Origin of the sequence: Lautropia dentalis, assembly GCF_003892345.1 — a bacterium.
Classification (GTDB): Bacteria; Pseudomonadota; Gammaproteobacteria; order Burkholderiales; family Burkholderiaceae_E; genus Lautropia; species Lautropia dentalis.
Genome location: NZ_RRUE01000002.1, coordinates 526,789 through 551,956 on the forward strand (window position 1 = coordinate 526,789; position 25,168 = coordinate 551,956).

22 protein-coding genes are annotated in these 25,168 nt (G+C 65.0%); 11 read left to right on the top strand and 11 right to left on the bottom strand.

Going from position 1 to position 25,168, the window contains the following annotated elements; all coding sequences use genetic code 11:
- Window positions 1-33: 33 nt before the first annotated feature.
- From EHV23_RS10200 to EHV23_RS10215, 4 genes are all read left to right on the top strand, one after another.
- Window positions 34-831 (top strand): response regulator, encoded by a 798-nt coding sequence (locus EHV23_RS10200; protein WP_125095982.1) that lies wholly within the window; start codon window positions 34-36, stop codon window positions 829-831.
- Window positions 832-1,407: 576 nt separating this feature from the next.
- Window positions 1,408-1,704: a hypothetical protein gene (locus EHV23_RS10205; RefSeq protein ID WP_125095983.1), complete on the top strand. Its 297-nt coding sequence runs from the start codon at window positions 1,408-1,410 to the stop codon at window positions 1,702-1,704.
- Between the two features lie 139 nt (window positions 1,705-1,843).
- The gene (locus EHV23_RS15275; RefSeq protein ID WP_158615926.1) at window positions 1,844-3,001 is read left to right on the top strand and encodes a hypothetical protein; all 1,158 of its coding nucleotides are present in this window, start codon (window positions 1,844-1,846) and stop codon (window positions 2,999-3,001) included.
- A gap of 263 nt (window positions 3,002-3,264) precedes the next feature.
- On the top strand, window positions 3,265-3,516 hold the full coding sequence (locus tag EHV23_RS10215) for a BTH_I0359 family protein (RefSeq protein WP_125095985.1): 252 nt from the start codon (window positions 3,265-3,267) through the stop codon (window positions 3,514-3,516).
- Window positions 3,517-3,722: 206 nt separating this feature from the next.
- Here the strand turns inward: EHV23_RS10215 and EHV23_RS10220 are convergent, their stop codons facing one another.
- Entirely contained in the window at window positions 3,723-5,117 is a 1,395-nt protein-coding gene (locus EHV23_RS10220; RefSeq protein WP_158615927.1) for a lyase family protein, read from the bottom strand.
- 438 nt (window positions 5,118-5,555) lie between these two features.
- On the opposite strand from EHV23_RS10220, the gene EHV23_RS10225 reads away from it, so the two are divergent.
- Window positions 5,556-6,965, top strand: coding sequence for a sodium:proton antiporter (locus EHV23_RS10225; protein ID WP_125095987.1), 1,410 nt, complete (start codon window positions 5,556-5,558; stop codon window positions 6,963-6,965).
- Window positions 6,966-7,280: 315 nt separating this feature from the next.
- Window positions 7,281-7,880, top strand: a complete 600-nt coding sequence (locus tag EHV23_RS10230) for a hypothetical protein (protein ID WP_125095988.1) — start codon at window positions 7,281-7,283, stop codon at window positions 7,878-7,880.
- A gap of 201 nt (window positions 7,881-8,081) precedes the next feature.
- On the opposite strand, the gene EHV23_RS10235 is transcribed toward EHV23_RS10230, so the two are convergent.
- From EHV23_RS10235 to EHV23_RS10255, 5 genes are all read right to left on the bottom strand, one after another.
- Window positions 8,082-9,116 (bottom strand): 2-keto-4-pentenoate hydratase, encoded by a 1,035-nt coding sequence (locus EHV23_RS10235; protein WP_125095989.1) that lies wholly within the window; start codon window positions 9,114-9,116, stop codon window positions 8,082-8,084.
- A gap of 349 nt (window positions 9,117-9,465) precedes the next feature.
- Window positions 9,466-10,482 (bottom strand): DUF3299 domain-containing protein, encoded by a 1,017-nt coding sequence (locus tag EHV23_RS10240; protein WP_158615928.1) that lies wholly within the window; start codon window positions 10,480-10,482, stop codon window positions 9,466-9,468.
- Window positions 10,483-10,829: 347 nt separating this feature from the next.
- Window positions 10,830-12,092 carry an ABC transporter permease gene (locus tag EHV23_RS10245; RefSeq protein WP_125096812.1) on the bottom strand — a complete coding sequence of 421 codons (1,263 nt, stop codon included), beginning with the start codon at window positions 12,090-12,092 and terminating at the stop codon, window positions 10,830-10,832.
- A 244-nt stretch (window positions 12,093-12,336) separates the two neighbouring features.
- Window positions 12,337-13,101, bottom strand: a complete 765-nt coding sequence (locus EHV23_RS10250) for an ATP-binding cassette domain-containing protein (protein WP_125095991.1) — start codon at window positions 13,099-13,101, stop codon at window positions 12,337-12,339.
- A 64-nt stretch (window positions 13,102-13,165) separates the two neighbouring features.
- Window positions 13,166-13,912, bottom strand: coding sequence for a ZrgA family zinc uptake protein (locus EHV23_RS10255; RefSeq protein WP_158615929.1), 747 nt, complete (start codon window positions 13,910-13,912; stop codon window positions 13,166-13,168).
- 212 nt (window positions 13,913-14,124) lie between these two features.
- Between EHV23_RS10255 and EHV23_RS15280 the strand changes: the two genes are divergently transcribed.
- From EHV23_RS15280 to EHV23_RS10270, 4 genes are read left to right on the top strand one after another with little or no spacing between them, the layout of a single operon-like run.
- On the top strand, window positions 14,125-14,265 hold the full coding sequence (locus EHV23_RS15280) for a hypothetical protein (RefSeq protein WP_158615930.1): 141 nt from the start codon (window positions 14,125-14,127) through the stop codon (window positions 14,263-14,265).
- Between the two features lie 29 nt (window positions 14,266-14,294).
- The gene (locus tag EHV23_RS10260) at window positions 14,295-15,245 is read left to right on the top strand and encodes a metal ABC transporter ATP-binding protein (RefSeq protein ID WP_238990420.1); all 951 of its coding nucleotides are present in this window, start codon (window positions 14,295-14,297) and stop codon (window positions 15,243-15,245) included.
- Window positions 15,238-16,113, top strand: coding sequence for a metal ABC transporter permease (locus tag EHV23_RS10265; protein WP_125095993.1), 876 nt, complete (start codon window positions 15,238-15,240; stop codon window positions 16,111-16,113). Before EHV23_RS10260 ends, EHV23_RS10265 begins: the two co-directional genes overlap by 8 nt.
- Window positions 16,110-17,480 carry a metal ABC transporter solute-binding protein, Zn/Mn family gene (locus EHV23_RS10270; protein WP_158615931.1) on the top strand — a complete coding sequence of 457 codons (1,371 nt, stop codon included), beginning with the start codon at window positions 16,110-16,112 and terminating at the stop codon, window positions 17,478-17,480. Before EHV23_RS10265 ends, EHV23_RS10270 begins: the two co-directional genes overlap by 4 nt.
- A gap of 147 nt (window positions 17,481-17,627) precedes the next feature.
- On the opposite strand, the gene EHV23_RS10275 is transcribed toward EHV23_RS10270, so the two are convergent.
- From EHV23_RS10275 to EHV23_RS10285, 3 genes are all read right to left on the bottom strand, one after another.
- Window positions 17,628-18,725, bottom strand: coding sequence for a uroporphyrinogen-III C-methyltransferase (locus EHV23_RS10275; RefSeq protein ID WP_125095995.1), 1,098 nt, complete (start codon window positions 18,723-18,725; stop codon window positions 17,628-17,630).
- Window positions 18,725-19,135 (bottom strand): rhodanese-like domain-containing protein, encoded by a 411-nt coding sequence (locus tag EHV23_RS10280; protein WP_125095996.1) that lies wholly within the window; start codon window positions 19,133-19,135, stop codon window positions 18,725-18,727. The genes EHV23_RS10275 and EHV23_RS10280 overlap by 1 nt, the downstream gene beginning before the upstream one ends.
- 209 nt (window positions 19,136-19,344) lie before the next feature.
- Window positions 19,345-20,040 (bottom strand): fumarylacetoacetate hydrolase family protein, encoded by a 696-nt coding sequence (locus EHV23_RS10285; protein ID WP_125095997.1) that lies wholly within the window; start codon window positions 20,038-20,040, stop codon window positions 19,345-19,347.
- A 719-nt stretch (window positions 20,041-20,759) separates the two neighbouring features.
- Between EHV23_RS10285 and metH the strand changes: the two genes are divergently transcribed.
- The gene (gene metH, locus EHV23_RS10290; protein WP_125096813.1) at window positions 20,760-24,539 is read left to right on the top strand and encodes a methionine synthase; all 3,780 of its coding nucleotides are present in this window, start codon (window positions 20,760-20,762) and stop codon (window positions 24,537-24,539) included.
- Window positions 24,540-24,608: 69 nt separating this feature from the next.
- Here metH and EHV23_RS10295 read toward each other — a convergent pair whose 3' ends face one another.
- Window positions 24,609-24,875: a BrnA antitoxin family protein gene (locus EHV23_RS10295; protein ID WP_125095998.1), complete on the bottom strand. Its 267-nt coding sequence runs from the start codon at window positions 24,873-24,875 to the stop codon at window positions 24,609-24,611.
- Complete coding sequence (locus EHV23_RS10300; RefSeq protein ID WP_125095999.1) at window positions 24,859-25,158, bottom strand: BrnT family toxin; 300 nt, start codon at window positions 25,156-25,158, stop codon at window positions 24,859-24,861. The genes EHV23_RS10295 and EHV23_RS10300 overlap by 17 nt, the downstream gene beginning before the upstream one ends.
- Window positions 25,159-25,168 lie beyond the last annotated feature (10 nt).

A 25,168-nucleotide genomic window follows, 5' to 3' on the forward strand; every position in this document is an offset into this window, starting at 1 on the left:
CTGCTGACGGATGCTGGATTTGCTGGAAGACAAATGGCTGAAATTCTGGTTGTCGACGACGAGATGGGCATCCGCGAGTTGCTCTCCGAAATTCTGGGTGATGAGGGTCACGCGGTCACGCTTGCCGAGAATGCCCAAAGGGCGCGCGAGGCCATGGCTGCCACGCGGATGGATCTGGTTCTGCTCGATATCTGGATGCCGGATACCGACGGCGTGAGCCTGCTGAAGGAATGGGTGGCCTCTGGCCAGCTCACCATGCCGGTCATCATGATGTCTGGTCACGCCACCATCGAGACGGCCGTCGAAGCCACCCGCATCGGCGCCATGGACTTCCTCGAAAAGCCCATCGCCCTGCAGAAGCTGCTCAAGGCCGTCGAACAGGGCCTGGCCAAGGGCCGCCAGGGCATGATGCAGGCCCGCACCCCGGTCACCACCCCCGGACAGAGCACCTATCCGGGCACCCTCACCCCCTCCACCAACACCCCGCTGTCCATGCTGCAGGTTCCCGGTTCGCAGAACGTGCAGCAGGTCATGCCGCTCAGCTCGCCCACCGCCCAGTTCATTGCCGCGCCGGTCACCGGCCTGCCCAGCATGAACCTGCACCCCTCCATCATGGTGCGCGACCTGCCGCTCAACGTGCCGCTGCGCGAAGCGCGTGAAGCCTTCGAGCGTGCCTACTTCGAACACCATCTGCACCGCGAGCACGGCAGCATGACGCGCGTGGCCGAACGTACCGGCCTCGAGCGCACCCACCTCTACCGCAAGCTCAAGCAGCTGGGCATCGACCTCTCCAAGGGCAACTACCGCCGGGGCGTGACCCAGTCGGTCTGATCGGCCTGATGCCGGTCTGATGCCGGCCGGCCCGGCAGCCACGGTGGCGCTGGCCGACGGCCGCCGGTTTCCGTTCATGGCTTCCGGCTGGACCTCCGGAACGCATGGCCTGGCCGGACACATGCGGTCATGTCCGGGCATGCGGCGCATCACGCTGGAAATGCCCGGCCCGGGGGCTGTCCCTGCTGGAGGCAGGTTCCGGCCAGCCCGTTCTGGCTCCGGCAGGCTCGTGCCGGCCGCGGCCTCCTGTACGCGGTCATGTAATGACCCAGCGGAACCTGCACAGTTCAGGCCGCTAAAGCGTAAGCTTCGGCGGGGGTCTTCATGTTCAGCGCCTGATGCGCGCCCATCCGTGTGGCTTCCGCTGCCTCCAGCGTCGGGGCACCGCAAAGATGTGCGGTTTTTCCGCCCGGAAATGCCGGTTTTTTGGCATTCCTGCTGATGTGGTTCCTGCCGGGCGCCGCTGTGTGAACAGTGACACGGCAGGCGCCCGATGGCCACTCTACACTCGCTTTCATGGTACTGATGCAGCCCCGGATCGTCCGCGGGCCAATCCCTGTTGAGGAACAGCACATCATGATTCAAGGCGGATCTACCGACTGGGCCACCAAGCTCGATGCCATCGTCCGGAGTCCGGTCAGCGAGATCGACGACCACGAAATCTTCATCCAGACCATGCGCGGGGCACTGGCCCTGTCGCGCAGCAACGTGGAGCTGCCCGACCGCCTGCGCATGCTGCTGTTCCTGGTCAACGGCCGCCGCCAGGTCAGCGAATACCGCGACCTGCTGCCCCGCTACCGGGGTCTGACCGACGCCTTCGACATCCTGGTGAAGAAGGGCCTGATCAAGCGCCGCAGCGATCCGGGTTACTGATCGGCCACCGTCTGGCACCATACAGGGTCTGGCACCATACGGCCTTTGGGCGTGTCATGATTTTTCAGGGGCAGCGACTCATCCTCGCTGCCCCTGCCGTATCTGCCCACGACATGTGTTCATGACGGATCATGCGTTCATGATGGATTCTTCCCGGACCTCGTCAGCCGTTTCATCCGCGGCCACGCCCCGGCGCCGTGCTGTGACGCTGGTCAGTGGCCCCGGTGCCATGGCCCGGCAACAGGCCATTGCCACCCTGCGTGCCGCACACGAGGGCGGCCTGTGGCTGCAGACGGGCGATCCGGGATTGCAGCGTGCCAGCACGGCAGGAACAGCGACAAAGCCGCCAGTTGCCTCGCGGTTTGGCTCCGTACCTGCTTCCGTTCCCGACCAGAATCTGGCGGCAGGCTGCATCTGCTGCCTGGGCGGGCCGGTTTTTCGTACCACGCTGGTGCGGCTGCTACGCCGCACCGACTGGCAGCATCTGTATCTCGAAGTGGCGCAGGAAGGCGAGCACCTGCAGCGCATCGTCGACCAGCTGCGGCTGCCGCCCTTCAACCAGCATCTGCAGCTGGTGGCAATGGTGCGCGCGCTGCCGGAGGAGAGGATTTCACCTGCTGGCCAGGGGGAGGGGATTTCACCTGCCGAACCGGGGGAGGGGGTGCCACCTGCCGGGGGCCTAGGGGGCATGGATGCTGGTGAGGCAGGGCGGGACGCCAATGAGACACCCCTGGCCGGAAAGGCCGCAACGGGACCAGACTGGCCCGAAGGTGCACGGGCCGTGAGCAGCGGCCGCCTCCATGCCGCTCCCGCAGAGCATGCCGGCTGGGCCAGCCTGGTGCTTGCCGGCCGGCACTGGAGATTTCACGACCCGCTCGACCTGGATCGGGCTGCAGACGGCACAGACGCGGAACCCGTCACAGCCAGCGTGGCTTCAGATTTTCTTCACCACCGCTGGCTTCCCGAACTGGGCGCACCCAGCCGCCAGGAGGCACAGGAAGCCCTGCAGCAGGTGCTGGCGGTGCCGGGCGTGCAGCAGCTTCAGGCCGTGTTGCAGACCGGTCGCAGTGCCTATGACTGGCGGTATGCCGCGGGGGAAGCAGCGGCAGAAACTGTCGCTTGGCCGCCTGTGGAAAATGCCGGATTCGGGCGGAAAGCACCAAACTTGAGCGCCGCTCTTCGGTCGCAGGAAACCGTCTGGCGTCTGGACAACCGCGTCCGGCTCGGATTGGCGCAAGGTACGGACCTGGCCCGATTGCACGTGGCGCTGGCTGCGCTCGAAGCGCTCTGGTCCTGACGGTGCTGACCCCCGTCCCGACGGCCCTGACCCCCGTCGTTCGTTCTTTCCCTTCCCGGGCACTTCCGTCCATGACGTGCTCTGGACAGCAGCAGGCACATGCCGGCCGCGCCACCAGCAGGTACGTCTCACCCGCGCGGCATCGGTGCCCAGCCGACGCGCGCGTCTACGCTCATCGGTGGCCGCTGTTCGATCATCGGCACGCAGTGGGGCAAACCGGATTCCTGTTCAACACTGGCTCCCGTCGTTTGGGGGTCACACCAATGAACATGATCTACAACAGCCCGAATTACTGCATCGTCGAATTCAGCGGCGACCAGTCCGGCCCGATCTGCCATGGTTTCGAAATCATGGACAAGGCGGCCAAGCGGGAAATTTTCATCGGCGGCCTGATGGCCGACAAGTTCCGTCAGGACGTGTCGGTGCTGATTGCTGCCGAACCGAGCATCGAGGAAGTCGATCACTTCCTGGCGGGCTTCGAGGGCATCATGCACCAGCCCCTGCTGCTGCATTGACCAATCGTTTCATTGCATCCTGAATTCATGATTCAGGATTACACAAAGTATGCCGGAGGAAGTGCCATTGATCCTCCCTCCGGCCTGCCACCGGGATCACGCACGTCATGGAGATGCCGCAATCTGGTCACCGGTGCACAGGCACATTTTCATACTGCCGTGCCGACTATGCTGCTGATCTGGAAATCCACTGATCTGCCGTTGCTTCACCGCCCGGAACGCCATGCTTCCACGATGTGGCTGACCATCAGCCCGCTGGCACCCGGGTTGCCGGCCGGATCGAACAGCCGTTCCAGATCCCCCAGATTCATCACCGACGAAATCCGGGCGTCGCGCCCCAGGGCCTGACGCAGTGACCAGCCGTTCTCGCGGGCGGTTTCGTGCAGCTCGGCAATCAGCGCCTGGGCAGCCTCGCGACCCAGACGGGGCGTGAGCGCCTGCACCAGCGTGGCCGGCAGGCTCTGCTCGTGCTGCCGGGCCATGTTGGCCTGCATCCGGGCACCGTCGAACTGCAGCGAACCCAGCAGTTCCTCTGCAGCCGCCAGGCTGCTGGCCGCCGCCCCGAACAGCTGCTGCATCGTGTGCCAGCCGGACTGCCACTGGCTCAGGCCGCCTTCATGCTGCACGTCCATGGCCCCCAGCAGTACGGCTGCCAGCCCGGGCGCGCGCTGGGCGGCCTCCATCATCAGCTGGGCCGTCACTGGTGTCTGCGGCTGGTAGAGCACCGAATCGGGCCCTGGCCGTCCATCAGGCATCTCGCGTACCTCGCCGATCTCGGCCTGCGCCATCAGGGCGATGTCCTGGCCGATCTTGCCCAACACCCCGCACAGCAGCGCCAGCTCCGTGCCCAGACGGACGAAGCGGTCGCGCGACACATGCCACGAGGCGGGCGGCAGCATCAGACCCAGTGCGTCGGCCAGCCGCTGTGCCACCGACAGGCTGCGCTCGGTCTGGGTGCCCAGTGACGACAGCGTGCCGTCCGGCCCGCCGAACTGCAGCACCGATGCATCCAGCAGCGCGGCCCGCAGGTGGCGACGGCTGCGCTGCAGCGGATCCAGCCAGCCCGCCAGTTTCCAGGCCAGCCAGATGGGGGCATCGGGCTGCAGCCGGTGACGGCTGGCCAGCATCGTCTCCTGATGGTCCTCGATCAGCTGCACCAGGGCCGTGCCTACCCGCTCCAGCATGTCCTGCAGCCGGCGGCCGGCTTCCTTGCACTGCATGGCCAGCACCGAATCCATCAGGTCCTGATGGCTGGCCCCGTGATGCAGGTGCCGGGTCGCGTCGGGTGTGCGGCTGTCGATCAGTTCCGACAGCGCCTTCAGAAACGGAATGGCCAGCGTGCCGGCCACCCGGGCAGCCGGATACAGCCGGGATGGATCGAAGCGGCCGCCCCCGATGTCGTGCACCGGCGCATCGCTGGCAGCCGGATCGCCCAGCTCGTGACAGGCCACCCCGATGGCGCGGGCCGCCTCGTCGGGAATCAGCCCCACCGATGCCTGGGCATGGGCCAGCCCGTTCTCGAAACGGGCCATCGCGGCCAGCAGGGCCGCATCCGAAAACAGGGAATCGATCGAGGCGGGGGCAAAGATACGTTCAAACATGGCAGGCAGGCATGACAGAACAGGGCGCACAGGTATCTGCGAACCGGGAACCCATTCGGGTTTACCCTTGGCAGGGGCGGACTTCGGGATGAATCCATGCAAAATACCATTGCTGCCCCCAACGGCAAACCGGAGACACCGGCAATGTTGGCTTCGGCCCAAGCCTGTGCCATGAATCTGCCCGTTTCGCATGCATCCGGCCATTCCGCATGAACCTGCCCATGCCGGTCACGTTCATCGCAGCAGGTTTTGCGCAGGTTCATCACCACAGGGTTGGGTCCAGTTCATCATTGCGACAGCCCCTGGGAAGCTGACGCTCTGCAAAATCTGCGGGCACATGACTGGCATGGCCGTTCATCTCGTCGCCATATCGGTGTAGGATGAACCATTCACAAACCTGATTCCATCCTGCAACCGGCTCCCCCGGCATCTGCTGCCATGCGCCTCAAACACTTCCTGCTGCTGCCGCTGTTTCTGCTCGCCACGTCCGCCTGGGCGTCCGAGGGCACGCTGGATGGTGCCGGCATGCCCATCTACTGGGGCATTCCGTTTGCGGGCATTCTGCTGTCCATCGCGCTGATGCCGCTGGCCATCCCCTGGGTCTGGCATCACCACTTCGGCAAGATCACCCTGGCCTGGGCGCTGGGCTTTCTCGTCCCGTTTGCGTGGTTCCATGGGAGCGATGCGGCGCTGCATGCGCTCGTGCATGCAGCCGTGGCCGAATACATTCCGTTCATTTTGCTGCTCACGGCCCTCTATACCTGTGCCGGGGGCATTCACATCAGCGGCAACCTGCACGGCCGCCCCATCCTGAATACGGGCATGCTGCTGCTCGGCACCATCCTGGCCAGCTTCATGGGTACCACCGGGGCCTCCATGCTGCTCATCCGCCCGCTGATCCGTGCCAACGACAACCGCCAGCACCAGGCCCACGTCATCGTCTTCTTCATCTTCCTGGTGTCCAACATCGGCGGCGTGCTCACCCCGCTGGGTGATCCACCGCTGTTTCTGGGCTTTCTGCAGGGGGTGGAATTCAGCTGGACCCTCACCCACCTCTGGGCCGACATGGCCGTGACCGTGGCCCTGCTGCTGTCGCTCTTCTTCCTGCTCGACAGCTGGCTCTACCGCAAGGAGGGCGTGTTGCCGGACGATCCCACGCCCGACACCAAATCCATCGGCCTGCAGGGCTGGTCCAATGTGCTGCTGCTGGGTGTCATCGTCGGCCTGGTGCTGATGAGTGGCCTGTGGAAATCGCCCGTGCATTTCCATGTGTACGGCGCCGAGGTGGGCCTGCCCGATCTGGTGCGTGACATCGGCCTGCTGGTGGTCATCGTCCTGTCGCTGCGCATCACGGCACCGTCCATTCATGCCGACAACCAGTTCGGCTGGGGGCCGATGCAGGAAGTGGCCAAGCTCTTTGCCGGCATCTTTCTCACCATCACGCCGGTCATCGCCATGCTCAAGGCTGGTACCGATGGTCCGTTTGCCGCCGTCGTGCACGCCGTCACGGGAGCCGACGGCAAGCCCATTCCCGTCATGTACTTCTGGGCCACCGGCCTGCTCAGTTCCTTCCTCGACAACGCGCCCACCTATCTGGTGTTCTTCAACACCGCCGGCGGCAATGCCCAGGTGCTGATGAACGAGATGGCGCACGTTCTGATGGCCATATCGGCCGGTGCCGTGTTCATGGGGGCGGTCACCTACATCGGCAATGCGCCCAACCTGATGGTCAAGGCCATTGCCGAAGACCGGGGCATCCGCATGCCCAGCTTCTTCGCCTATCTGTTCTGGTCACTCACCTTCCTGCTGCCCTGTTTCGTGCTGCTGTCGCTGTTCAGCTTCCGGTAAGAGGGGCGGACCCTTGCCTGCGCAGTGTGCCTGACAGTACACGGCCGGGACCAGTGCGGGGGACGAATGCGTCCATGACACGCTCCGCTGTGAGCGTATCGTGAGGTTCAGGGGGCATGGGGGGCAGATTTTTGGGGAGAACAGGAAATCTGCCTGTTTCGAGAAAACCGGCACAGCGCCCGGCAGGGCTTGTCACTACACTCGGCAGCAGCAGATTTGCTGATCTTCCGGGTGCCGGGCGGCCCGGGCTGACGGGGCCATGGTGGCAAACCGGCAGCCTGTCCAGTCAGGGCACCGTCCTTCCGTGGTGAGACCATGAACAAACGTGCCCTGCTTCTTTCCTCGCTGATGCTCTCCCTGCCCGTCGCAACGCTGGCCCAGCCGGCCGATACGGCTCCTGCCGCAGGCGCTGCAGTGGCTGCGCCCGCTGTTTCGGCGCGGCTGGCCGATGCGACGCCTGCCGCGGGCACGGTGGTGGCTGCCCCCGGCGCAGCCCGTGCGACGAACACCGTGGCCAGCGTGACGGCTGGTACGAAGCAGGAGGCCACTGGTAATGAACACACGGGCCTGGTCGGTGTGGATGTCGTTTTTCACGACCCGAAGCCCAATACCGGCAACCCCGAGAAGGATGCGCTGATCGTCGAGCGTCACCAGCGTCAGCGGCTGGTCTATCACCTGCAGGCGCGCCTGGATTCGGAAATCAACCGCATGGCCCTGGGCCGTCTGGCTGCCTCGCGCGGTGGAGATCCGGACTTTTCCGAAAAGAAAAACCAGGCCATGCTGCAGGAAATCCGTGACCGCCGCAATAATTACGAGCGCCAGATCATCGAGGCCCAGGCTGCCCTGAAGGAAACCGAGGCCAAACTGGCGGCACTGGACGAAAGGCTGCTGGCCGAGGGCAAACGCAACAAGTAAGCTGGCAGACAGGCAACCTGCTGCCTGGCCGAAGCCCCTATTTCGAAGCTCCGGTTGTCTGGGGCATGAACATGGTTACGCGGACAGCAGGCGTTTTTGAATTGCTTTGAAAACCGGGTACAGCAAAATGAAGACCCGGGCTGCCTTGTGGCAGAACCCGGGTCTTCATTTTGAAGGTGCGTTCCCTGCGGCGTGTTTTTCTTACCGGAAATTCACCACGGCACTCGGCGTGCCCGGCAGCCCTTCATAGGTCATCCGGTAGCTCTTGCCCGCCTCGGGCTTGATGCGGGCACCAAAGGCACCCAGCGACAGCATGTCGCCCGGGCGCAGGCGGATGCCGTCCTTTTCCAGATCCTGCACCAGCATCAGCACGGCATTGAGCGGGTTACCCTGCAGGGCGGTACCGGGGGCGGATTGCACCACCTGGCCGTTCTGGTCGGTGATTTTGACCGTCATGGTGCCGAGCTGGTCCACCATGTCCTGATCGACCCGTACCGGAATTTCGGTACCCAGCACGCCAAAACGTGCATTGGCGTTGACCACGGTGGCGTCGGCCGCCGTCATCTGGTCCGGATGCTGGTAGGCCAGATCGGGCAGCTCGATGAACGGGTAAATGCCCGACAGGCTGGCCAGCACTTCACGCGGCGTTTGTGCATCGTGAATGGCGGCGCTGCGCACCACCACCACCATGTCGGCCTCCATGCGGGGGTGAATGGCATAGCGGTCGGTGGCCAGCACCACGCCCGAGGGCAGCAGCATTCGCTCCAGCAGGGCGCCGCGTACGGCCACCGAACGGGGTTTGCCGGGGCTGGTGTCGTCGTCGGGGGCGGGCATCAGGTCCGTCTTGTAGCCGATGATGCGGCCGGCCGACGGAATCACGCCCTTCAGGAAGGTGCGGCTGGCACATCGTGCCTGATCCAGCGTCAGCGCGGCGGGCGGCATGGGCAGCGCCTCGCGCTTCAGGTATTTGTACGCATATTCCATCAGCCGCTGCTGGTCGGCACAGAAGTTGCCGGCAATGCGCATCTGCGCCACGTGGGTCTGGTATTCCACGGCTTCACGCTCGGCGCCTTCGCGCTGGCGTGCCAGCACGGAGGGGTCTGCAGGGATACCGGCGTCGGCTTCGGCTCCACCATGGGCTGAAGGCGTGGCTGGTCCCGACAGGCTGCTGCAGCCGGCAAGGACCAGCGCACAGGCAACCGGCATCAGGCGAAGCAGGGGGAATGATGCAGACATCGGCATTCTCGCTTGCAGAGTAGGGAGGGAGAACGGCTGGCACCCCGCGGAGTGCCGTGAAAGCAGCCGGACGCTGCTGCCGCACGTCAGAGCCATCATCCGGCAGGGGAGGCACCAGGGCTGGCCATGGAACCTTCCCGTGGCGATGGAGCACGGTGCGACAGGGTATGGCCGGATGAAATTGGCAGCAGATGGGTACGTATGATGCGTACGCCACACACATTCATACCAGATGTTAACGGTTGTGTGGCGCCGTGGGGACCTGCAGTGGTTACGGCCGTATCAAACGTGGTACAGGCTGTGAGAAATGACCGGCTTCCCTGTAAAACTGGCCAGATTCCTGGCCGGCTCAGAGGTGCGCCGGTTTGGCTTCCTGCATGTCCTCGGCCTCGTAGGGGGTGACGGATTTGCCGGACATCTGGTAGCCGGCGCTGCCCAGCGGGGTGTCGATGTGGGACGGGGCCAGCACGCCCTGCACGGTGACCGGATCCATGATCTGGAAGCCCTTCAGGGGTTTTTCCGGAACGACGTGGATGACCTGGTTGGAGGGGGGCGGCGGGACGTGGATGCAGGCGCCGAAGTAGGGCACCAGCAGGAATTCCTCGATGGTGGTGGAATCGCTGCTGTCCAGTGGCACGATGAAGCCGGAAATGGTGATCTTTTCCTGCTGGATGGCCGGGTTGAGCGGGGCGTTCTTCCAGGCTTTCTGCAGCTTGCGCAGCGCGGCAATGGCGCGCGGGTCGTTGTCGGACATGCCCGAGAAGTTCAGCGACTTGAAGCCCTTGAGCGGTTCCCAGTTGGGGGGAATGAGTTTTTCCCAGTCCATTTCGGGGTAGGCACTGCCCTGTGCGCTGCTGCCGGCACCGTGGCCGGAAGCCGTCTGGTCGCCGCCTTTGTCCGGGTTCTGCCCCTGGCCGTTCCGGGCGCTGCCTGTGCCTGCCTGCCCGGTGGTGCCGTCGCCTGCACTGCGTTTTTTGGGCAGTTCCTCTCCCAGCACGAAGCGTCCCTGCCCCTGGCTGGACTGCAGGTCGGAGCTGGCACCGCTGGTGGCCGTGCCGTTGCCGGCTGCGGTGGGGTCTGCCGTGCTGCTGCTGGTTGCGCTCTGGCTACCTGCCGCATCGCTGGCAGCGTCAGGCTGGCCGGCATTGACGGACTGGCTGGCGTTGTCGGGCAGGCTGGTGCCGTCGGGCTGTCTGGAACCGTTGGGTGTGCGGGCGTTGTTCGGTTGGCCACCGGTGCCAGCTTGACTGGTGCCTGTGCCGGTTTCTGGGGTGTCCTTGCCGGAGACGGCGGTCGTGTGCATGGCGGCCGTCAGGGCCAGTGCCAGCAGGGACAGGCGAAAGGGCGAGGGCAGGCGGACAGGCATGGAGAGTTTCCGGAAGCAGAAAGGCAGGGAAAAAGGGGGTGTGCAGCGCTTTGCCGGGCAGAAGCCGAAAGGCGGGGCGAAAAACGGCGAAACACCGAAAGCAACGGACAGGCCACGGACCCGGTGGACCGTGAGCTGCATCGAATAATGACGCCGGGGCGCCAAGGCTTCAGTGCTGCCGAGGCACATGACCACATTGAACCATGACGCATGTTAACCGGCGTTGACCACACGGCTGCAGGAGGCTTTACGGTCGGCCATGTAATGGTGACATGTGTCCCGGCCAGCGGGATGCACAACGGAGGTTCATCCGAGGTTCATCTGCGGGATGCACGCAATGGGACTTATTACAACCGCGGCGTCAGCCCGTCCGCCAGCGCCCGCTGGCTGGCCCGCCAGGCCGGCCACAGCGCCGTCAGTGGTCCGGCCACGGCCACCAGCGCCATCAGCTGCAATTCGTCGGCCGTCAGGCGGGCGATGGGCCAGACGATGCCCCACTGGTTCTGCAGCACCGGCGCCGCCAGTGCCGAGGCCAGACCCAGCAGGCCGTAGCCTGCACAGGCGCCGCCGGCCGTCAGCAGTGCCCCTTCCAGCACCAGCAGGAACAACAGGTCCAGCGGCCGGGCCCCCACCGCCCGCAGGATGGCCAGTTCGCGCTGGCGCTGCTCCAGACTGGCCAGCAGTGCCGTGATCAGCCCGCACAGGCTCAGCACCAGCACGAGTGCCGAGAGCGCCTGCAATGTACGTGTGACGATGTCCAGCAGCCGCCAGAGCTGGTTGAGCGCCACCGCAGGCAGCACGGCCAGCAGTGCCTCGTCCTCGTTGGCATTGATGTCGCGCTGCAGGTTGAATACGCCGGCGCGGGACTTCAGTCCCACCAGCGTGGCGGTGATGAATTCGGGCTGCAGGTCGAAGGCGCGTACCTTGTCGGCCGGAATGTTGACGCCCGGCATGGGCGCGCCCGACTGCCAGTTCAGGTGAATGGCCGTCATGGCGTCCAGGCTGATGTGCAGGGTGCGGTCCACCGGTGTGCCCGTGGGGGCCAGAATGCCGCTCACATGAAAGGGCTTGTCGGCGTGTTCGATGCCCGGTGCGTCGCCCGTGCCATGGGTGAGCGTCAGCCGGTCACCCAGTCTGTAGCCCAGCTTGCGGGCCACTTCGGCGCCCAGCACCACCTCGAATACTTCATGAAAGGGCTTGCCTTCGGCCAGTTGCAGCTTTTCGCGGGCGCCATAGCGAAAATGCTCGAAATAATTCCGGTCGGTGCCCAGCACCGGAAAACCCTTGTGCGAGTCGCCCAGCGCAATGGGAATGGTCCAGCTCACCAGTGGGTGTTTGCGGATCCGGTCGTAGGATTGCCAGCTGATTTCGTGGGTGGGATCGCCCAGGCGGAATACCGCATACAGCATCAGCTGCAGCGGACTGGTTCGTGCACCAACGATCAGATCCGTACCGGAAACGGCACGGGTGAAGCTGTCGTGAATGGCCTGCTGTCCGCGCTGCACGGCCAGCAGCAGGCTGGTGGACAGGGCGATGGACAGCAGTGTCAGCCAGAAATTGGTGCGCCGGTTGCCTGCGCTGCGAAAGGCCAGGCGCACCAGCGTCAGCAGGCGGTCCAGAAAAAGTGAAATCGAAGACATGGAGCAGACGCCTCACGGTTGGCGTGTGTCTTGAACGCATTCATCCCCGCGCAGGTTCCCGGAGCGTGTCGTGAACGTATTCATTTCCGCACAGGTCCCAGAAGTGTGTCGTGAACGCATTCATTGCAGACGGCCGATACGCTCCTTCTTGCCACGGGTGGCGTTGAGCACGGTGTCGCCCCGCACAGGTCCGCGGAGCGTGTCAGGGATTCATTCATTCCCGCACAGACGCCGACATGGCGCCTGCCGGCAGGAGGCTGCCCGGGTCGGCGGGCCGTGTGTCACCTGCCACCCGGTTGATGTCGGCCAGCTGCAGTACCCGGCCAAAGTGGGGACGGAGCTGTTCGTCATGGCTGACCACCAGCAGCGTGCCGCCGGTTTTCTTCAGCTGGGCCATCAGCAGCTGCATCAGCCGGTCGCGGTTGATGCTGTCGAGCGCGGAGGTGGGTTCATCGGCAATCAGCAGTTCGGGGTGCCCGATCAGGGCCCGTGCGGCGGCGGCGCGCTGCTGCTGGCCTACCGACAGGCCGGTGACCGGGCGCTGCCAGGCATCGGCCGGCAGTTCCAGTGCCTGCAGCAGTTCACGGGCCGTGGCACGCGGATTGCTGCCGGCCCGCTGGCGCCGCACGGCCGAGAAATGACAGGGCAGCAGCACGTTGTCTTCCAGGCTCAGATAGGGCACCAGGTTGAACTGCTGGAAAATGAAGCCGACATGGTTGGCCCGCAGCCGGTCGCGTGCACTGGCGCGCAGCCCGGAAAACGTCTGGCCCAGCAGTTGCACCTCGCCCTGCGTGGGCTGCAGCACCCCGCCCAGCAGCCCCAGCAGGGTGCTCTTGCCACCGCCACTGGGCCCGAGCAGCAGCATCTGCTCACCGCCCTGCAGGGTCAGCGTGTCGATCTGCAGGCAGGGCTCGGGCTGGCCTTTCCAGGCAAATGTCAGGCCGGTGGCCTGCAGGACGGGAGTGGGCGGGTTGGTCATGGGCTGCTGTTCGGCAGGGGGAGATTCGGGGCCAGCGCGGAGACGGGCGTGTCCGCGACAGGTGCTACCAGCGTACCTCGGGTTTGTCGGCGTTGACCCGGGCAGCGGCCTGGCCCTGGTTGCTGAGCACGGCCACGTCGATATTCTTCAGGCGCGGCCAGTTTTTGAACGAGGTCACGATCAGGCTCTTGAATGCGGCCGGATTTTCACAGGTGAACGTGTACACTGCGTTCAGGTCGGCATGCACGCCGTGGTGATGATGTGCACCGTCGTGGTCATGATCGTCGGCGTCGTGGCCGTCCGCGTCATGGTCATGGCCATCGTGATCGTGCCCGTCGGCGTCATCATCGTCGTCATCGCTGTCGCCCATGGCGGCAGCGGGTGCACCCTGCAGCGGGGGGGCGGTGATCACGGGTTCCGTGTGCGTGCATTTGGCTTCTGCCGGCAGGGTGACGACCGCGGCGGCATCACGCAGCTGGGCCAGCAGCTTGTTGCCCAGCTCCTTCTGTTCGGCGGTCTCGGGAACGGTTTCGAAGCCGATCAGGCTGTCCAGCGGCGATTCGAACACGACGGTCAGCGTATTGTCCTGCTGTGCCACACTCAGCGAACCCAGACCATGCTGGTGCACGTGACCGGCCTGCTGTCCATGATGGTGCTCATGATCACCATGGCCCGGTGCATGGTGCGCCGCGGCGGCACCGCTGAAGGCCAGGGCGACACAGGTGGCCAGCAGCCGGGCCGACAGGCGTTTCGGTGTCTGCCGTGTCTGACGGCTCAGAGAAAACCCGGAATTCTGGTGACGATTTTGCATGGTCTTTCCTTTTGTGGGCATTGATCCGCTAATGATAAGTCATTAGCATTAGGGCGTGCCATGGACGCATTCCTTCTCGTGAAAACCTTTGTGGGCGTGTAACGGACATGTTTGGGATGTGTGTGCTGCCTGCGCCGTTTGTGCCCCGCGCAGACGCGCACGTCCATGACACGTATCAGAAATCCAGGTCTCAGCAATCCGGACATCCACCCGTGCACGCCGCTCACGATACGCCTTCTGCACCTGCCCTGCCACAGCTCTCCGCCCTCTGGTGGAGTGTTGGCATGCGTCTGCTGCTGTCGGTGCTGCTCATCGCTGCCCTGTGGCTGGTCATTGGCTGGGCGCTGCAATGAACGCGCCCGTGCCCGGGCTGCATGCAGCCATGCCATCGCAGGCGCCGTGCCTCGTTTCGCTCGACAATGTCACGGTCGGTTACGACCGGCATCCGGCCGTGCACCATCTGCAGCTGCAGATTCATGCCGGTGACATGCTGGCGGTGGTCGGTCCCAACGGGGCCGGCAAATCCACCTTCCTGAAACTGCTCATCGGCGAGCGGCTCTCGCTGCTGGATGGTGAGGTGCAGCTGCCGGACGAGCGCCGCAGCCGCGTGGCCTACCTGCCGCAGATCAGCCAGACCGACCGGCAGTTTCCCATCACCGTGCAGGATCTGGTGGCCTCGGGCCTGTGGCATCGCTGCGGGGCCTTTGGCGGCTTGGGGCGCGAGGGGGCCCGCCGGGTGGCCGAAGCGCTCGACCAGGTGGGGCTGCGGGGCTACGCCGGGCGGCTCATCAGTGCACTGTCGGGCGGAGAATTCCAGCGGGTGCGCTTTGCCCAGCTGATCCTGCAGGATGCGCAGATGGTGGTGCTGGACGAGCCCTTCGTCGGCATCGACGTGACCACCCAGCAGGTGCTGCTGGGTCTGCTGGCCAGCTGGCATGCGCAGGGCATCACCATCGTGGCGGCCCTGCACGAACAGGATATCGTGCGGCAGTGGTTCCCGCACACGCTGCTGCTGGCCCGCGAGATGATCGCCTGCGGCCCCACGGCCGAGGTGCTCACGCCCGACAACTGGGCCCGTGCCGTGGCCCGTTCGGCGGCAGCGCGCACGCCCAGCAACCGCTGGTGCGAGACACCGGCGGCCATCGTGCCGGGCATGCCGGCGGACCACGAACCCGGCACCCTGCATGACCACGGAACCCTGCCGTCCGGGCAGGGGCCTGCACGACATGACCATGGATTCCCGCCACCCGAGCCCGGGCATTTGACACACGATCATCCTTCTGCGGAAAGGGCCGTGCCCGCTGCGGCTGCCGGAGCGTCGTCCCATGACTGAGCTTTGGGATCTGCTGGTCGGCCCGTTCGTCGAATTCGGCTTCATGCGCCGTGCGCTGGCCGGGTGTCTGGCGCTGTCGCTGGGGGCGGCGCCGGTGGGCGTGTTCCTGCTGCTGCGTCGCATGAGTCTGACGGGCGATGCCATGGCCCACGCCATCCTGCCCGGTGCCGCCATCAGTTACATGATTGCCGGTCTGTCACTGCCGGCCATGACGGCGGGTGGCATCATCAGTGGCCTGCTGGTTGCCATGGCGTCCACGCTGGTGGCGCGCAGCGGCCGCCAGTCCGAAGACAGCAGTCTGGCTGCGTTCTATCTGATGTCCCTGTCGCTGGGGGTGGTCATCGTCTCCACCTACGGTAATCAGGTGGACCTGCTGCACGTGCTGTTCGGCTCGGTGCTGGCGCTGGACGACGACACCCTGCTGCTGATCGGTGTGATCTCCAGCATCACCCTGCTGGGGCTGGCCGTGCTCTACCGGCCGCTGGTGCTGGAATGCGTGGATGCCAACCTGCTGCCCCGCCGGCGCGCCTGGGGCAGTGTGGCCCACTTCGGTTTCATGGGGCTGCTGGTCATCAATCTGGTGGCGGGCTTTCATGCGCTGGGCACCCTGATGTCCATCGGCCTGATGGTGCTGCCGGCGGCGGCGGCCCGTTTCTGGGCACGTACGGTCAACGCCATGCTGGTGCTGTCGGCGCTGCTGGCACTGGTGGCCGGCGTGGCAGGTCTGCTGCTGTCGTATTACTTCGAATGGCCCACCGGTCCCACCATCGTGCTGACACTGGGCCTGCTGTACTGTGTGTCGCTGCTGCTGGCACCTGCCGGCCTGCTGCGCCGAAAGAACCGTCCCCGGAGACATTACGAGACATGAAACCCCAGAAGAACGACTACCTGCACGCCACCCCGGCCGGGCGGCAAAACCCTGCTGCGCAGTTGCAGTCGCCGCAGCCGGCATCGAAGGTGCCTGCCCGCCGCCATGCCCTGCACCGTGTCCTGCGCCCCGTGACGGCGCTGCTGGCGGGTGCCCTGCTGGCCGGCAGTGCGGCCACCGCCATGGCCCAGCAGCCGGCCAAACGCTTCACGGGCGAGGGCTCGAACGCCTCGCGCGCGCCGCTGTCGGTGGTGACCAGCTTCAGCGTGCTGGCCGACCTGGTGCAGCAGGTGGGGGGCAACCGCGTGGCCGTGGACACGCTGGTCGGGCCGGGCGGTGACACGCACGTGTTCCAGCCGGGGCCGACGCAGGTCCGGCAGCTCTCGGCTGCCCATCTGGTGGTGGTCAATGGCCTGGGCTTCGAGGGCTGGATGCCGCGGCTGATCGGTTCCAGTGGTTACAAGGGGCCGGTGGTGGAAGCGGCCCACGGGGTGGACGCCCTGAAGGCCGACCCGCACCATCATCACCATCATGGCGACAAGGATGTCCACGACGATGATGGTGACGACCACGACCACGACCACGGCCACGGCGGCCATGATGCGGACGGTCATGACCGCGACGGTCACGACGCGGATCACCACGGCCATGATGCGGACCATGACCACGATGGCGATGACGCCGGTGATCACGATCATGGCGCGGGCCACGATGGGCATGACGGTCACGGGGCCGCCCCTGATGGCGATCATGCCGACCATGACCATGACGCCGCCGTGCCGGCCGGGGCTGCCGGCAAGTCCGGGCATGCCCATCACCACCATCATGGTGGCCTCGACCCGCACGCCTGGCAGGATGTGTCGAACGTGCGCCTGTACGTGAAGAACATTGCCGAGGGCCTGTGCAAAGCCGCTCCGGCCGATTGCGAAGGCTTCCAGGACCGTGCCCGTGCCTATACCGAGCACCTGAAGGAGCTGGATCAGGAAATCCGCATGGCCGTCGATGCCATCCCGGCCGAACGTCGCCGCGTCATGGTGTCGCATGCGGCCTTCGGTTACTACCAGCGGGCCTATGGCATCACCTTCATGGCGCCGGTGGGTGTGTCCACCGAAGAGGAACCGTCGGCAGCCGTGGTGGCCAGCCTGATCCGCCAGGCGCGCGAGCAGAAGGTGCAGGCTTTCTTCTTCGAGAACAACAGCGATCCGCGCCTGCTCAAGCGCATGGCCTCCGAGCTGAAGAACGTCACCGTGGGCGAGCTGTATGCCGATTCGCTCTCGCCGCTCGGCGGCCCGGCCTCCGACTACATCAGCATGATGCGCTTCAACACCCGCACGCTGATGAACGCCCTGCGCACCCAGTCCAAATGAGGGACAGGACGCACGTATTTGCCTGAGCCGTATCTGCCTGGCAAGGGAGAGGGGGCCATCGCCGCATTGCAGCCGGTGATGGCCCCCTGGTTTTCTGGCAGTGCGTCAGCAAGGGGGCCGAAGTGCCGCAGGATGTTTCGGAGGTTCTCAGGCACCCATGCAGGCCGGCACGCCCACCAGCAGCAGGGCCGGCTTGCCCTTCAGGGCGGCAGGCGGTGGCGTCAGCGTTCCCAGCGTGCCGGGGATGATCTCCTGCCCCGGCAGCGACACATCCAGCATCCACAGGGTGGGGGTGGCCGGGTCCATGCCCAGCATCAGCAGCGTGTCGCGTACCTGGGTGGCCACGGTGGCCGCCATGTACAGCGTGCCGCTGCCGGCCGCCACGATGGCCTCGGCCCAGCGCCGCAGCTCGGGGTCGGCCACGATCTCGGCCGCCGACATCACCCGCCGCCGGGTGGTGGGCACGGGGGCCGCCACCTGCTGCAGAGCAGCCAGCACGGCCGATTCATGACCCTGTTTCTGGAAGTGAGTGCCCGCTCTCAAGCGCGTGTGTTTTTGCAAACGAGCATGTTCATGAAAGTGAGCGCCCGCTTCCGTGTTATTGCCCAAAAAATCTTTCTTCCCATCCTGGTGCCCGACGGGAGGGGGTTCAACCGGACGCGGTACGCAGGCCACTGACTGTTCTGCGTCCATATGATGAAAGTGAGTGCCTGCTTGCAGGATTTCTTCTGCCTGTGAGTGAGCACCTGCTTCCATGTCCATCGCTGTATTGCGCTGATCCGGCGCATGCACCTGCGGTGTGGCCAGTACCAGTGCCCGTCGCCGGCCGCGCTCCGTCATCGGCAGCGCCAGTGCGGCGTGGGCCGCCTGGGCCGAACTGATGCCCGGTACCACTTCCACTGGAATGCCGGCCGCGTGCAGTACATCCAGTTCTTCCTGTGCGCGGGCAAAGATCAGCGGGTCACCGCCCTTGAGCCGAACGGTCAGGCCGCCCTGGTGGGCGCAGTCGAGCAGGATGCGGTTGATGGACGACTGTCGTGCACTGGGGTTGCCGGCCCGCTTGCCCACCGAAATGACCCGGGCGTGCCGGGCCAGCGCCAGCATCTCGGGTTGCACCAGCGCGTCATGCACCAACCAGTCGGCTTCGGCAATCAGCCGCGCCGCCTTCAGGGTCAGCAGCTCGACATCGCCCGGTCCGGCCCCCACCAGCACCACCCGGCCGGGTGCCGGGGCCAGACCGGCCATCAGCCCTGCTCCCAGGGCATGCCTTCGAAGCGCCAGCCCGCCACGCGGTTGCGCTGCCGGTTCTCATCCAGCGGTCCCTCGAAGCCGCCCAGGATGTTCCAGACATTCGTGTAGCCGGCCTCGGTAGCGGCCCTGCCAGCGGCCACGCTGCGCACGCCGCTGCGGCACAGCAGCAGCACCTTGCGGTCGGGTTCGGCCACCACGCGCAGCTGGGCCAGAAAGTCGGGGTTCTGCCGCTGGCCGTTGTCGATCAGCCAGGGTACCGGAATGGCGCCCGGCACCCGGCCCACCCATTTCTGTTCCTCGGGCGTACGTACATCCACCAGCAGGGCCTCACCGGCCTGCACCTGGGCCCAGGCGTCGGCCGGGCTGATGTCCCCGGCATAGCCGGGCGTCTGGGAAGAAGACATGATCGTTTCCTGATTGAAGTGTTCCTGGAGAGGGTCATGGATTCATTCGTCCCTGCTGCCCCCTTTGGGGCATGAGGGACAGGGCGGCAGGGCCACAGAATCCCCGATAGGTACTGGTTTCAGGGACATGGACAGCGCCGTCATGTGCGTCCAGAGAGCGTTCTCCTCCGGATGGGCCCCGAAACCGTATGCGGCTGCCTGCAGGGGGCTCAGACGATCTTCACCTGCAGTGCCTCCAGCCCGTCGATGCGGGCCGACAGCACATCACCCCGTTCGATGGCGCTCACGCCGGCCGGGGTGCCGGTGAAGACCAGATCGCCCGGCATCAGCATCCAGTGCCGGGACAGGTGGGCGATGATCTCGTTCACCCGCCAGATCATCTGCCCGAGGTCGCCCTGCTGCCGGGTCTGGCCGTTCACGTCCAGCCGGATGCCGCCGCGTACCAGCTCACCGGTCCTTTCCCTGGGGGTGATCGGGCCGATCGGACCGGAGGCCTCGAAGCCCTTGGCGATCTCCCACGGCCGGCCCTTTTCCTTCAGCGCTGCCTGCAGGTCGCGCCGGGTCAGGTCCAGTCCCACGGCATAGCCGTAGATGAAGTCGGCCGCTTCGGAGGTGTCGATGTCGGCCCCCTGCAGCCCGATGGCCACCACCAGTTCCACCTCGTGATGCAGCGACTGCGTACCGTCCGGATAGGGAACCTGCCCCTCCCTGCCACTGCCCACCGGCACCAGCGAGCTGGACGGCTTCATGAAGAAGAACGGCGCTTCGCGGCCGCTGGCCCCCATTTCGGCCGCATGGTCTGCATAGTTCTGGCCCACACAGAACACCCGGTGTACCGCAAAGGTGGCGTTCTCGCCGTGCACGGGCACGGCCGGAACGGGCATGGGTTCGAATACATGGGGCATGGGCGTCTCCTGAATGCAGGGGATGGATGGGCGGTGGAAGCGGGACCGGTACGAGAACGGGCGGGATCATCACACGTACGGTCGGGCTTGTGGCTTTCCGGTGCGAAACCAGCGTGATCCGGCACGGGACAGCATGCATTATCCCAGAGTCCCGGGGTTTGGGCCGGTCAGCGCCGTCGGGGCTTGTCTGTGCATTTTCTCCGCTCGTGGCATGGGGAGCTGGCGCCGGGATCAGCAGGGGCAGACACATGCCAGTCTTTGGCATGGCAGGTCTTTCCTGTCGGCGCCTCTGCCATGCCGGGCACTGCCCGGGCCGCGTTCCTGGTGCGGCTGCGCCCCTTGCATGGCCGCCTTCCGGTGCCACATATCCGGCAGCCCCGGCCGCTGCGCCGGCTGCCCGCGTGGCCTGCCGGGCCGTTGCCCTCTAGAATGCTGAAATCTGCAGCAGTCATGCCTGCCGGGAGGCTGGCCTGTCCGGCTGGCCATACCGGTGCGTATCGTGCCCCTGTGCCATGCACGCCGTGGTCCAGTCACCGTGCAGGGGGTGGGTCGCCTGCATGGCATGCCCGCCGTCATGGTCCGACTTCGGTCGGGGCCATGATCTTCCCCTGGCCGCCAGGTGTCGTGCTGCCCTCCTTTTTCGTCCTGTCACCGTATCCATGAACACCGAATCCGCTGCTTCCGCTTCTTCCTCCGCTGCCGGCCCGAAGGCTCCGTCCATGGGGCCCGTCGAAGCCCGCCTGCGTGAACTGATGGCCCAGCGCATCCTGATCCTCGACGGCGCCATGGGCACGATGATCCAGCAGTACAGACTGGGTGAGGACGACTACCGCGGCGAGCGCTTCCGCGACCATGCCCACGACGTGAAGGGCAACAACGAGCTGCTCTCGCTCACCCGGCCGGACATCATCCAGGAAATCCACGAGCAGTACCTGGCCGCCGGCGCGGACCTGATCGAGACCAACACCTTCGGCGCCACCACGGTGGCCCAGGCCGACTACCACCTGCCGGAACTGGCCTACGAGATGAACGTGGTCTCGGCCCGGCTGGCCCGTGCCGCCTGCGACAAATACAGCACCCCCGAACGCCCGCGCTATGTGGCTGGCGCCCTCGGCCCGCAGCCGAAGACGGCCTCCATCTCGCCGGACGTGAACGACCCGGGTGCGCGCAACATCACCTTCGAGGAGCTGCGTGCCGCCTATCTGGAGCAGGCGCGCGGGCTGGAGGAGGGCGGGGCCGACGTGTTCCTGGTCGAGACCATCTTCGACACCCTCAACGCCAAGGCAGCCCTGTTTGCCATCGATGAGGTACAGGCCGAGCGTGCCGCCCGGGGCCTGCCGCGCATTCCGGTGATGATCTCCGGTACCGTCACCGACGCCTCCGGCCGCATCCTGTCGGGCCAGACCGTCGAGGCGTTCTGGAATTCGGTGCGCCATGCCCGTCCGCTGACCATCGGCCTGAACTGTGCACTGGGTGCCGCGCTGATGCGCCCCTACATCGAGGAGCTGGCCCGCAAGGCCGACACCTTCGTCTGTGTCTACCCCAACGCCGGCCTGCCCAACCCGATGGCCGAAACCGGCTTCGACGAAACCCCCGACATCACCTCGGCGCTGATTCGCGAATTTGCCGTGGCCGGTCTGGTCAACGTGGCCGGGGGCTGCTGCGGCACCACGCCGCCGCACATCGAAGCCATTGCGAAGGCCGTGTCCGATGTGACGCCGCGCGTTCCGCCGGTCATTCCGGTGGCCACGCGCCTGTCGGGGCTGGAGCCCTTCAACATCGACGACGAGTCACTGTTCGTCAACGTCGGTGAACGCACCAACGTGACCGGATCGAAAGCCTTTGCGCGGATGATCCTCAACGAGCAGTACGACGAGGCCCTGCAGGTGGCGCGCCAGCAGGTGGAAAACGGCGCGCAGATCATCGACGTCAACATGGACGAAGCCATGCTCGACGCGATGAAGGCCATGCCGCGTTTCCTGAACCTGATCGCCAGCGAGCCGGACATCGCCCGTGTGCCGATCATGATCGACAGCTCCAAATGGGAGGTGATCGAGGCCGGCCTGCGCTGCGTGCAGGGCAAGGCGGTGGTCAATTCCATCTCGCTGAAGGAAGGGGAAGAGAAATTCCTGCGCGAGGCGCGGCTGGTGCGCCGCTATGGTGCGGCCGCCGTGGTGATGGCCTTCGACGAGCAGGGCCAGGCCGACACCTACGAACGCAAGATCGAGATCTGCAAACGCGCCTACGACCTGCTGGTCAACGAGGCGGATTTTCCGCCCGAAGACATCATCTTCGACCCCAACATCTTTGCCGTGGCCACCGGCATCGAAGAGCACGACGAATACGGCAACGACTTCATCCGCGCCTGCCGCTGGATCAAGGAAAACCTGCCTCACGCCCGCATTTCCGGCGGCGTGTCCAACGTGTCGTTCTCGTTCCGCGGCAACAACCCCGCGCGCGAGGCCATTCACACCGTTTTCCTGTATCACTCGATCCGGGCCGGGCTGACGATGGGGATCGTCAACGCCGGCATGATGGGCGTCTATGATGAGGTACCAAAGGAACTGCGTGACCGCATCGAGGATGTGATCCTCAACCGCAAGCCGGTCTTCCCTGACGACCTGCCGGCCGATGCCCCCGAACGCGAACAGACCCCCACCGAGCGCCTGATCGAAATCGCCCAGACGCTGAAGGACGGTGGCGAGAAAAAAGAGGCCGACATCGCCTGGCGCAAGCTGCCGGTGCAGGAGCGCATCACCCACGCCATGGTGCATGGCATCACCCAGTTCATCGTCGAGGACACCGAAGAGATCCGTCAGGAAATCGATGCCCGTGGCGGCCGCCCCATCGAGGTCATCGAAGGCCCGCTGATGGCCGGCATGAACGTGGTGGGTGACCTGTTTGGCGAAGGGAAAATGTTCCTGCCGCAGGTGGTCAAATCGGCCCGCGTGATGAAGCAGGCGGTGGCGCACCTGCTGCCCTTCATCGAGGCTGAAAAGGCGGCACTGGCGGCGGCCGGTGGCGATGTGCGCTCGCGCGGCAAGATCGTCATTGCCACCGTGAAGGGCGACGTGCACGACATCGGCAAGAACATCGTGTCCGTCGTGCTGGAGTGCAACAACTTCGAGGTCGTGAACATGGGCGTGATGGTGCCCTGCGCGCAGATTCTCGACAAGGCCCGCGAGGAAGGGGCCGACCTGATCGGCCTCTCCGGCCTGATCACCCCGTCGCTGGAAGAAATGGCCTTCGTGGCCGGCGAGATGGAGCGCAACGAATATTTCCGCGACCGCAAGATTCCGCTGCTGATCGGGGGCGCCACCACCTCGCGCGTGCATACCGCGGTCAAGATCGCCCCGCATTATTCCGGTCCGGTGGTGTACGTGCCGGACGCCTCGCGCTCGGTGCCCGTGGCCCAGGCGCTGGTGTCGGAAGAGCAGCGCGCAGGCTTCCTGGCCGACCTGAACAGCGAATACGAACGCGTGCGCAACCTGCACGGCAAGAAAAAGGGGCCGGCCTTCATTTCGCTGGCCGATGCCCGTGCCAACCACGAGGTGACCGACTGGTCCACCTATGTGCCGCCGAAGCCGAAATTCATCGGCCGCCGCACGTTCAAAAATCAGGACCTGGCCAAACTGGCCGAATACATCGACTGGGGTCCGTTCTTCCAGACCTGGGACCTGGCCGGCAAGTTTCCCAACATCCTGACGGATGAAGTCGTGGGGGTGGAAGCCACCAAGGTGTACGAAGACGGCAAGGCCATGCTGAAGAAAATCATCGACAACCGCTGGCTCACTGCCAATGGTGTGGTGATGTTCCTGCCGGCCAGCAGCATCGGTGACGACATCGAAATCTACACCGACGAGACCCGCCGCGAAGTGGCCATGACGTGGCGTAACCTGCGCCAGCAGAATGCCAAGCGCGAAGGCATCCCCAACAAGTCGCTGGCCGACTACATTGCACCGAAATTCATCGACGGCAAACCCAGCGGCATCGAGGACTACATCGGCATCTTTGCCGTCACCGCCGGTATCGGGGCCGAGAAAAAAGAAGCCGAATTCATGGCGAAGCTGGACGACTACAACGCCATTGCCTTCAAGAGCATTGCTGACCGTCTGGCCGAGGCCTTTGCCGAAGCGTTGCACGAGCGCGTGCGCAAGGATCTGTGGGGCTATGCCGCCGAAGAGAAATTCAGCAATGACGAGCTGATCGCCGAAGCCTACACCGGCATCCGCCCGGCGCCCGGCTATCCGTCCTGCCCCGAGCACACCATCAAGCGCGAAATGTTCGAGCTGATGAACTGCGCGGAAATCGGTATGTTCGTAACCGAATCACTGGCCATGATGCCGGCGGCCAGCGTGTCGGGCTTCTATTTTTCGCACCCGAAGTCCGACTACTTCGGCATCGGCAACATCGACGAGGACCAGCTGCAGGATTTCATCCAGCGCAGCGGCCGCGACGAAGCCGAGGTGCGCCGGGCACTGGCGCCGCTGCTGGGGTGAGCGGGCCAGGGGTCAGGTTTGGAAAAACCGCCTTCCGGGCCTGACGCAGAGGGCTGCCCCCTGTGCCGATCAGCTGCCTTGCACCTTTTCGTGCAACCAGGTTTTGATCAGTGATTGATAGGGAACGTCCCTGGCATTTGCTGCTACCTTGATTGCATCGAGCAAGTGTTGTGGAAGTCTCAGGGAAATCGTGCGACTGGTGGGTTTCAGGTTTGGAAAAATGGCGCGTTGCGCCTGTGTCCAATCCAGATACTCGGTAGAATCGTGTGTTTCCCAGAATTCCCGCTCTTCGGCCTCGTTTCTGAATACAGGAATATCCTTACGCTTGCTGTTCATAAACGGTGCGTTCCTTTCTGTGCATATCCCTTGCAGAAATGACGCGGATCAGGGTCTGCGCCTTTCTGAGTGTAAAAGTGATGTGAAGCAGGCGACCCGTGTCTGTCTTTCCCAAAGCATGGAACCGTTGTTCAGTTTGGCTGTGTCTGGTATCGGGTAATAACAGCAAGGGAGCATTGAAGAATACTTGCTCGGCCTCCCCCTGGGAGACGCCGTGCCTGTCATTCTTGGTTGAGTTGCCCCCGTCCCAGTCAAAGCCTGCAAGAAGAGAGAAGTTCAACATGATTGTATAT

What these genes read in the sequence shown, in the direction of transcription:
- EHV23_RS10235 (WP_125095989.1), bottom strand. Translation starts at nt 9,116, where the DNA reads ATGTCTGCATCATTCCCCCTGCTTCGCCTGATGCCGGTTGCCTGTGCG.
- EHV23_RS10300 (WP_125095999.1), bottom strand. Translation starts at nt 25,158, where the DNA reads ATGTTGAACTTCTCTCTTCTTGCAGGCTTTGACTGGGACGGGGGCAAC.
- EHV23_RS10240 (WP_158615928.1), bottom strand. Translation starts at nt 10,482, where the DNA reads ATGCCTGTCCGCCTGCCCTCGCCCTTTCGCCTGTCCCTGCTGGCACTG.
- EHV23_RS10265 (WP_125095993.1), top strand. Translation starts at nt 15,238, where the DNA reads ATGACTGAGCTTTGGGATCTGCTGGTCGGCCCGTTCGTCGAATTCGGC.
- EHV23_RS10215 (WP_125095985.1), top strand. Translation starts at nt 3,265, where the DNA reads ATGAACATGATCTACAACAGCCCGAATTACTGCATCGTCGAATTCAGC.
- EHV23_RS15275 (WP_158615926.1), top strand. Translation starts at nt 1,844, where the DNA reads ATGATGGATTCTTCCCGGACCTCGTCAGCCGTTTCATCCGCGGCCACG.
- EHV23_RS10280 (WP_125095996.1), bottom strand. Translation starts at nt 19,135, where the DNA reads ATGTCTTCTTCCCAGACGCCCGGCTATGCCGGGGACATCAGCCCGGCC.
- EHV23_RS10200 (WP_125095982.1), top strand. Translation starts at nt 34, where the DNA reads ATGGCTGAAATTCTGGTTGTCGACGACGAGATGGGCATCCGCGAGTTG.
- EHV23_RS10275 (WP_125095995.1), bottom strand. Translation starts at nt 18,725, where the DNA reads ATGGCCGGTCTGGCCCCGGCACCCGGCCGGGTGGTGCTGGTGGGGGCC.
- EHV23_RS10250 (WP_125095991.1), bottom strand. Translation starts at nt 13,101, where the DNA reads ATGACCAACCCGCCCACTCCCGTCCTGCAGGCCACCGGCCTGACATTT.
- EHV23_RS10225 (WP_125095987.1), top strand. Translation starts at nt 5,556, where the DNA reads ATGCGCCTCAAACACTTCCTGCTGCTGCCGCTGTTTCTGCTCGCCACG.
- metH (WP_125096813.1), top strand. Translation starts at nt 20,760, where the DNA reads ATGGGGCCCGTCGAAGCCCGCCTGCGTGAACTGATGGCCCAGCGCATC.
- EHV23_RS10230 (WP_125095988.1), top strand. Translation starts at nt 7,281, where the DNA reads ATGAACAAACGTGCCCTGCTTCTTTCCTCGCTGATGCTCTCCCTGCCC.
- EHV23_RS10295 (WP_125095998.1), bottom strand. Translation starts at nt 24,875, where the DNA reads ATGAACAGCAAGCGTAAGGATATTCCTGTATTCAGAAACGAGGCCGAA.
- EHV23_RS10285 (WP_125095997.1), bottom strand. Translation starts at nt 20,040, where the DNA reads ATGCCCCATGTATTCGAACCCATGCCCGTTCCGGCCGTGCCCGTGCAC.
- EHV23_RS10220 (WP_158615927.1), bottom strand. Translation starts at nt 5,117, where the DNA reads ATGTTTGAACGTATCTTTGCCCCCGCCTCGATCGATTCCCTGTTTTCG.
- EHV23_RS10260 (WP_238990420.1), top strand. Translation starts at nt 14,295, where the DNA reads ATGCCATCGCAGGCGCCGTGCCTCGTTTCGCTCGACAATGTCACGGTC.
- EHV23_RS10270 (WP_158615931.1), top strand. Translation starts at nt 16,110, where the DNA reads ATGAAACCCCAGAAGAACGACTACCTGCACGCCACCCCGGCCGGGCGG.
- EHV23_RS10255 (WP_158615929.1), bottom strand. Translation starts at nt 13,912, where the DNA reads ATGCAAAATCGTCACCAGAATTCCGGGTTTTCTCTGAGCCGTCAGACA.
- EHV23_RS10205 (WP_125095983.1), top strand. Translation starts at nt 1,408, where the DNA reads ATGATTCAAGGCGGATCTACCGACTGGGCCACCAAGCTCGATGCCATC.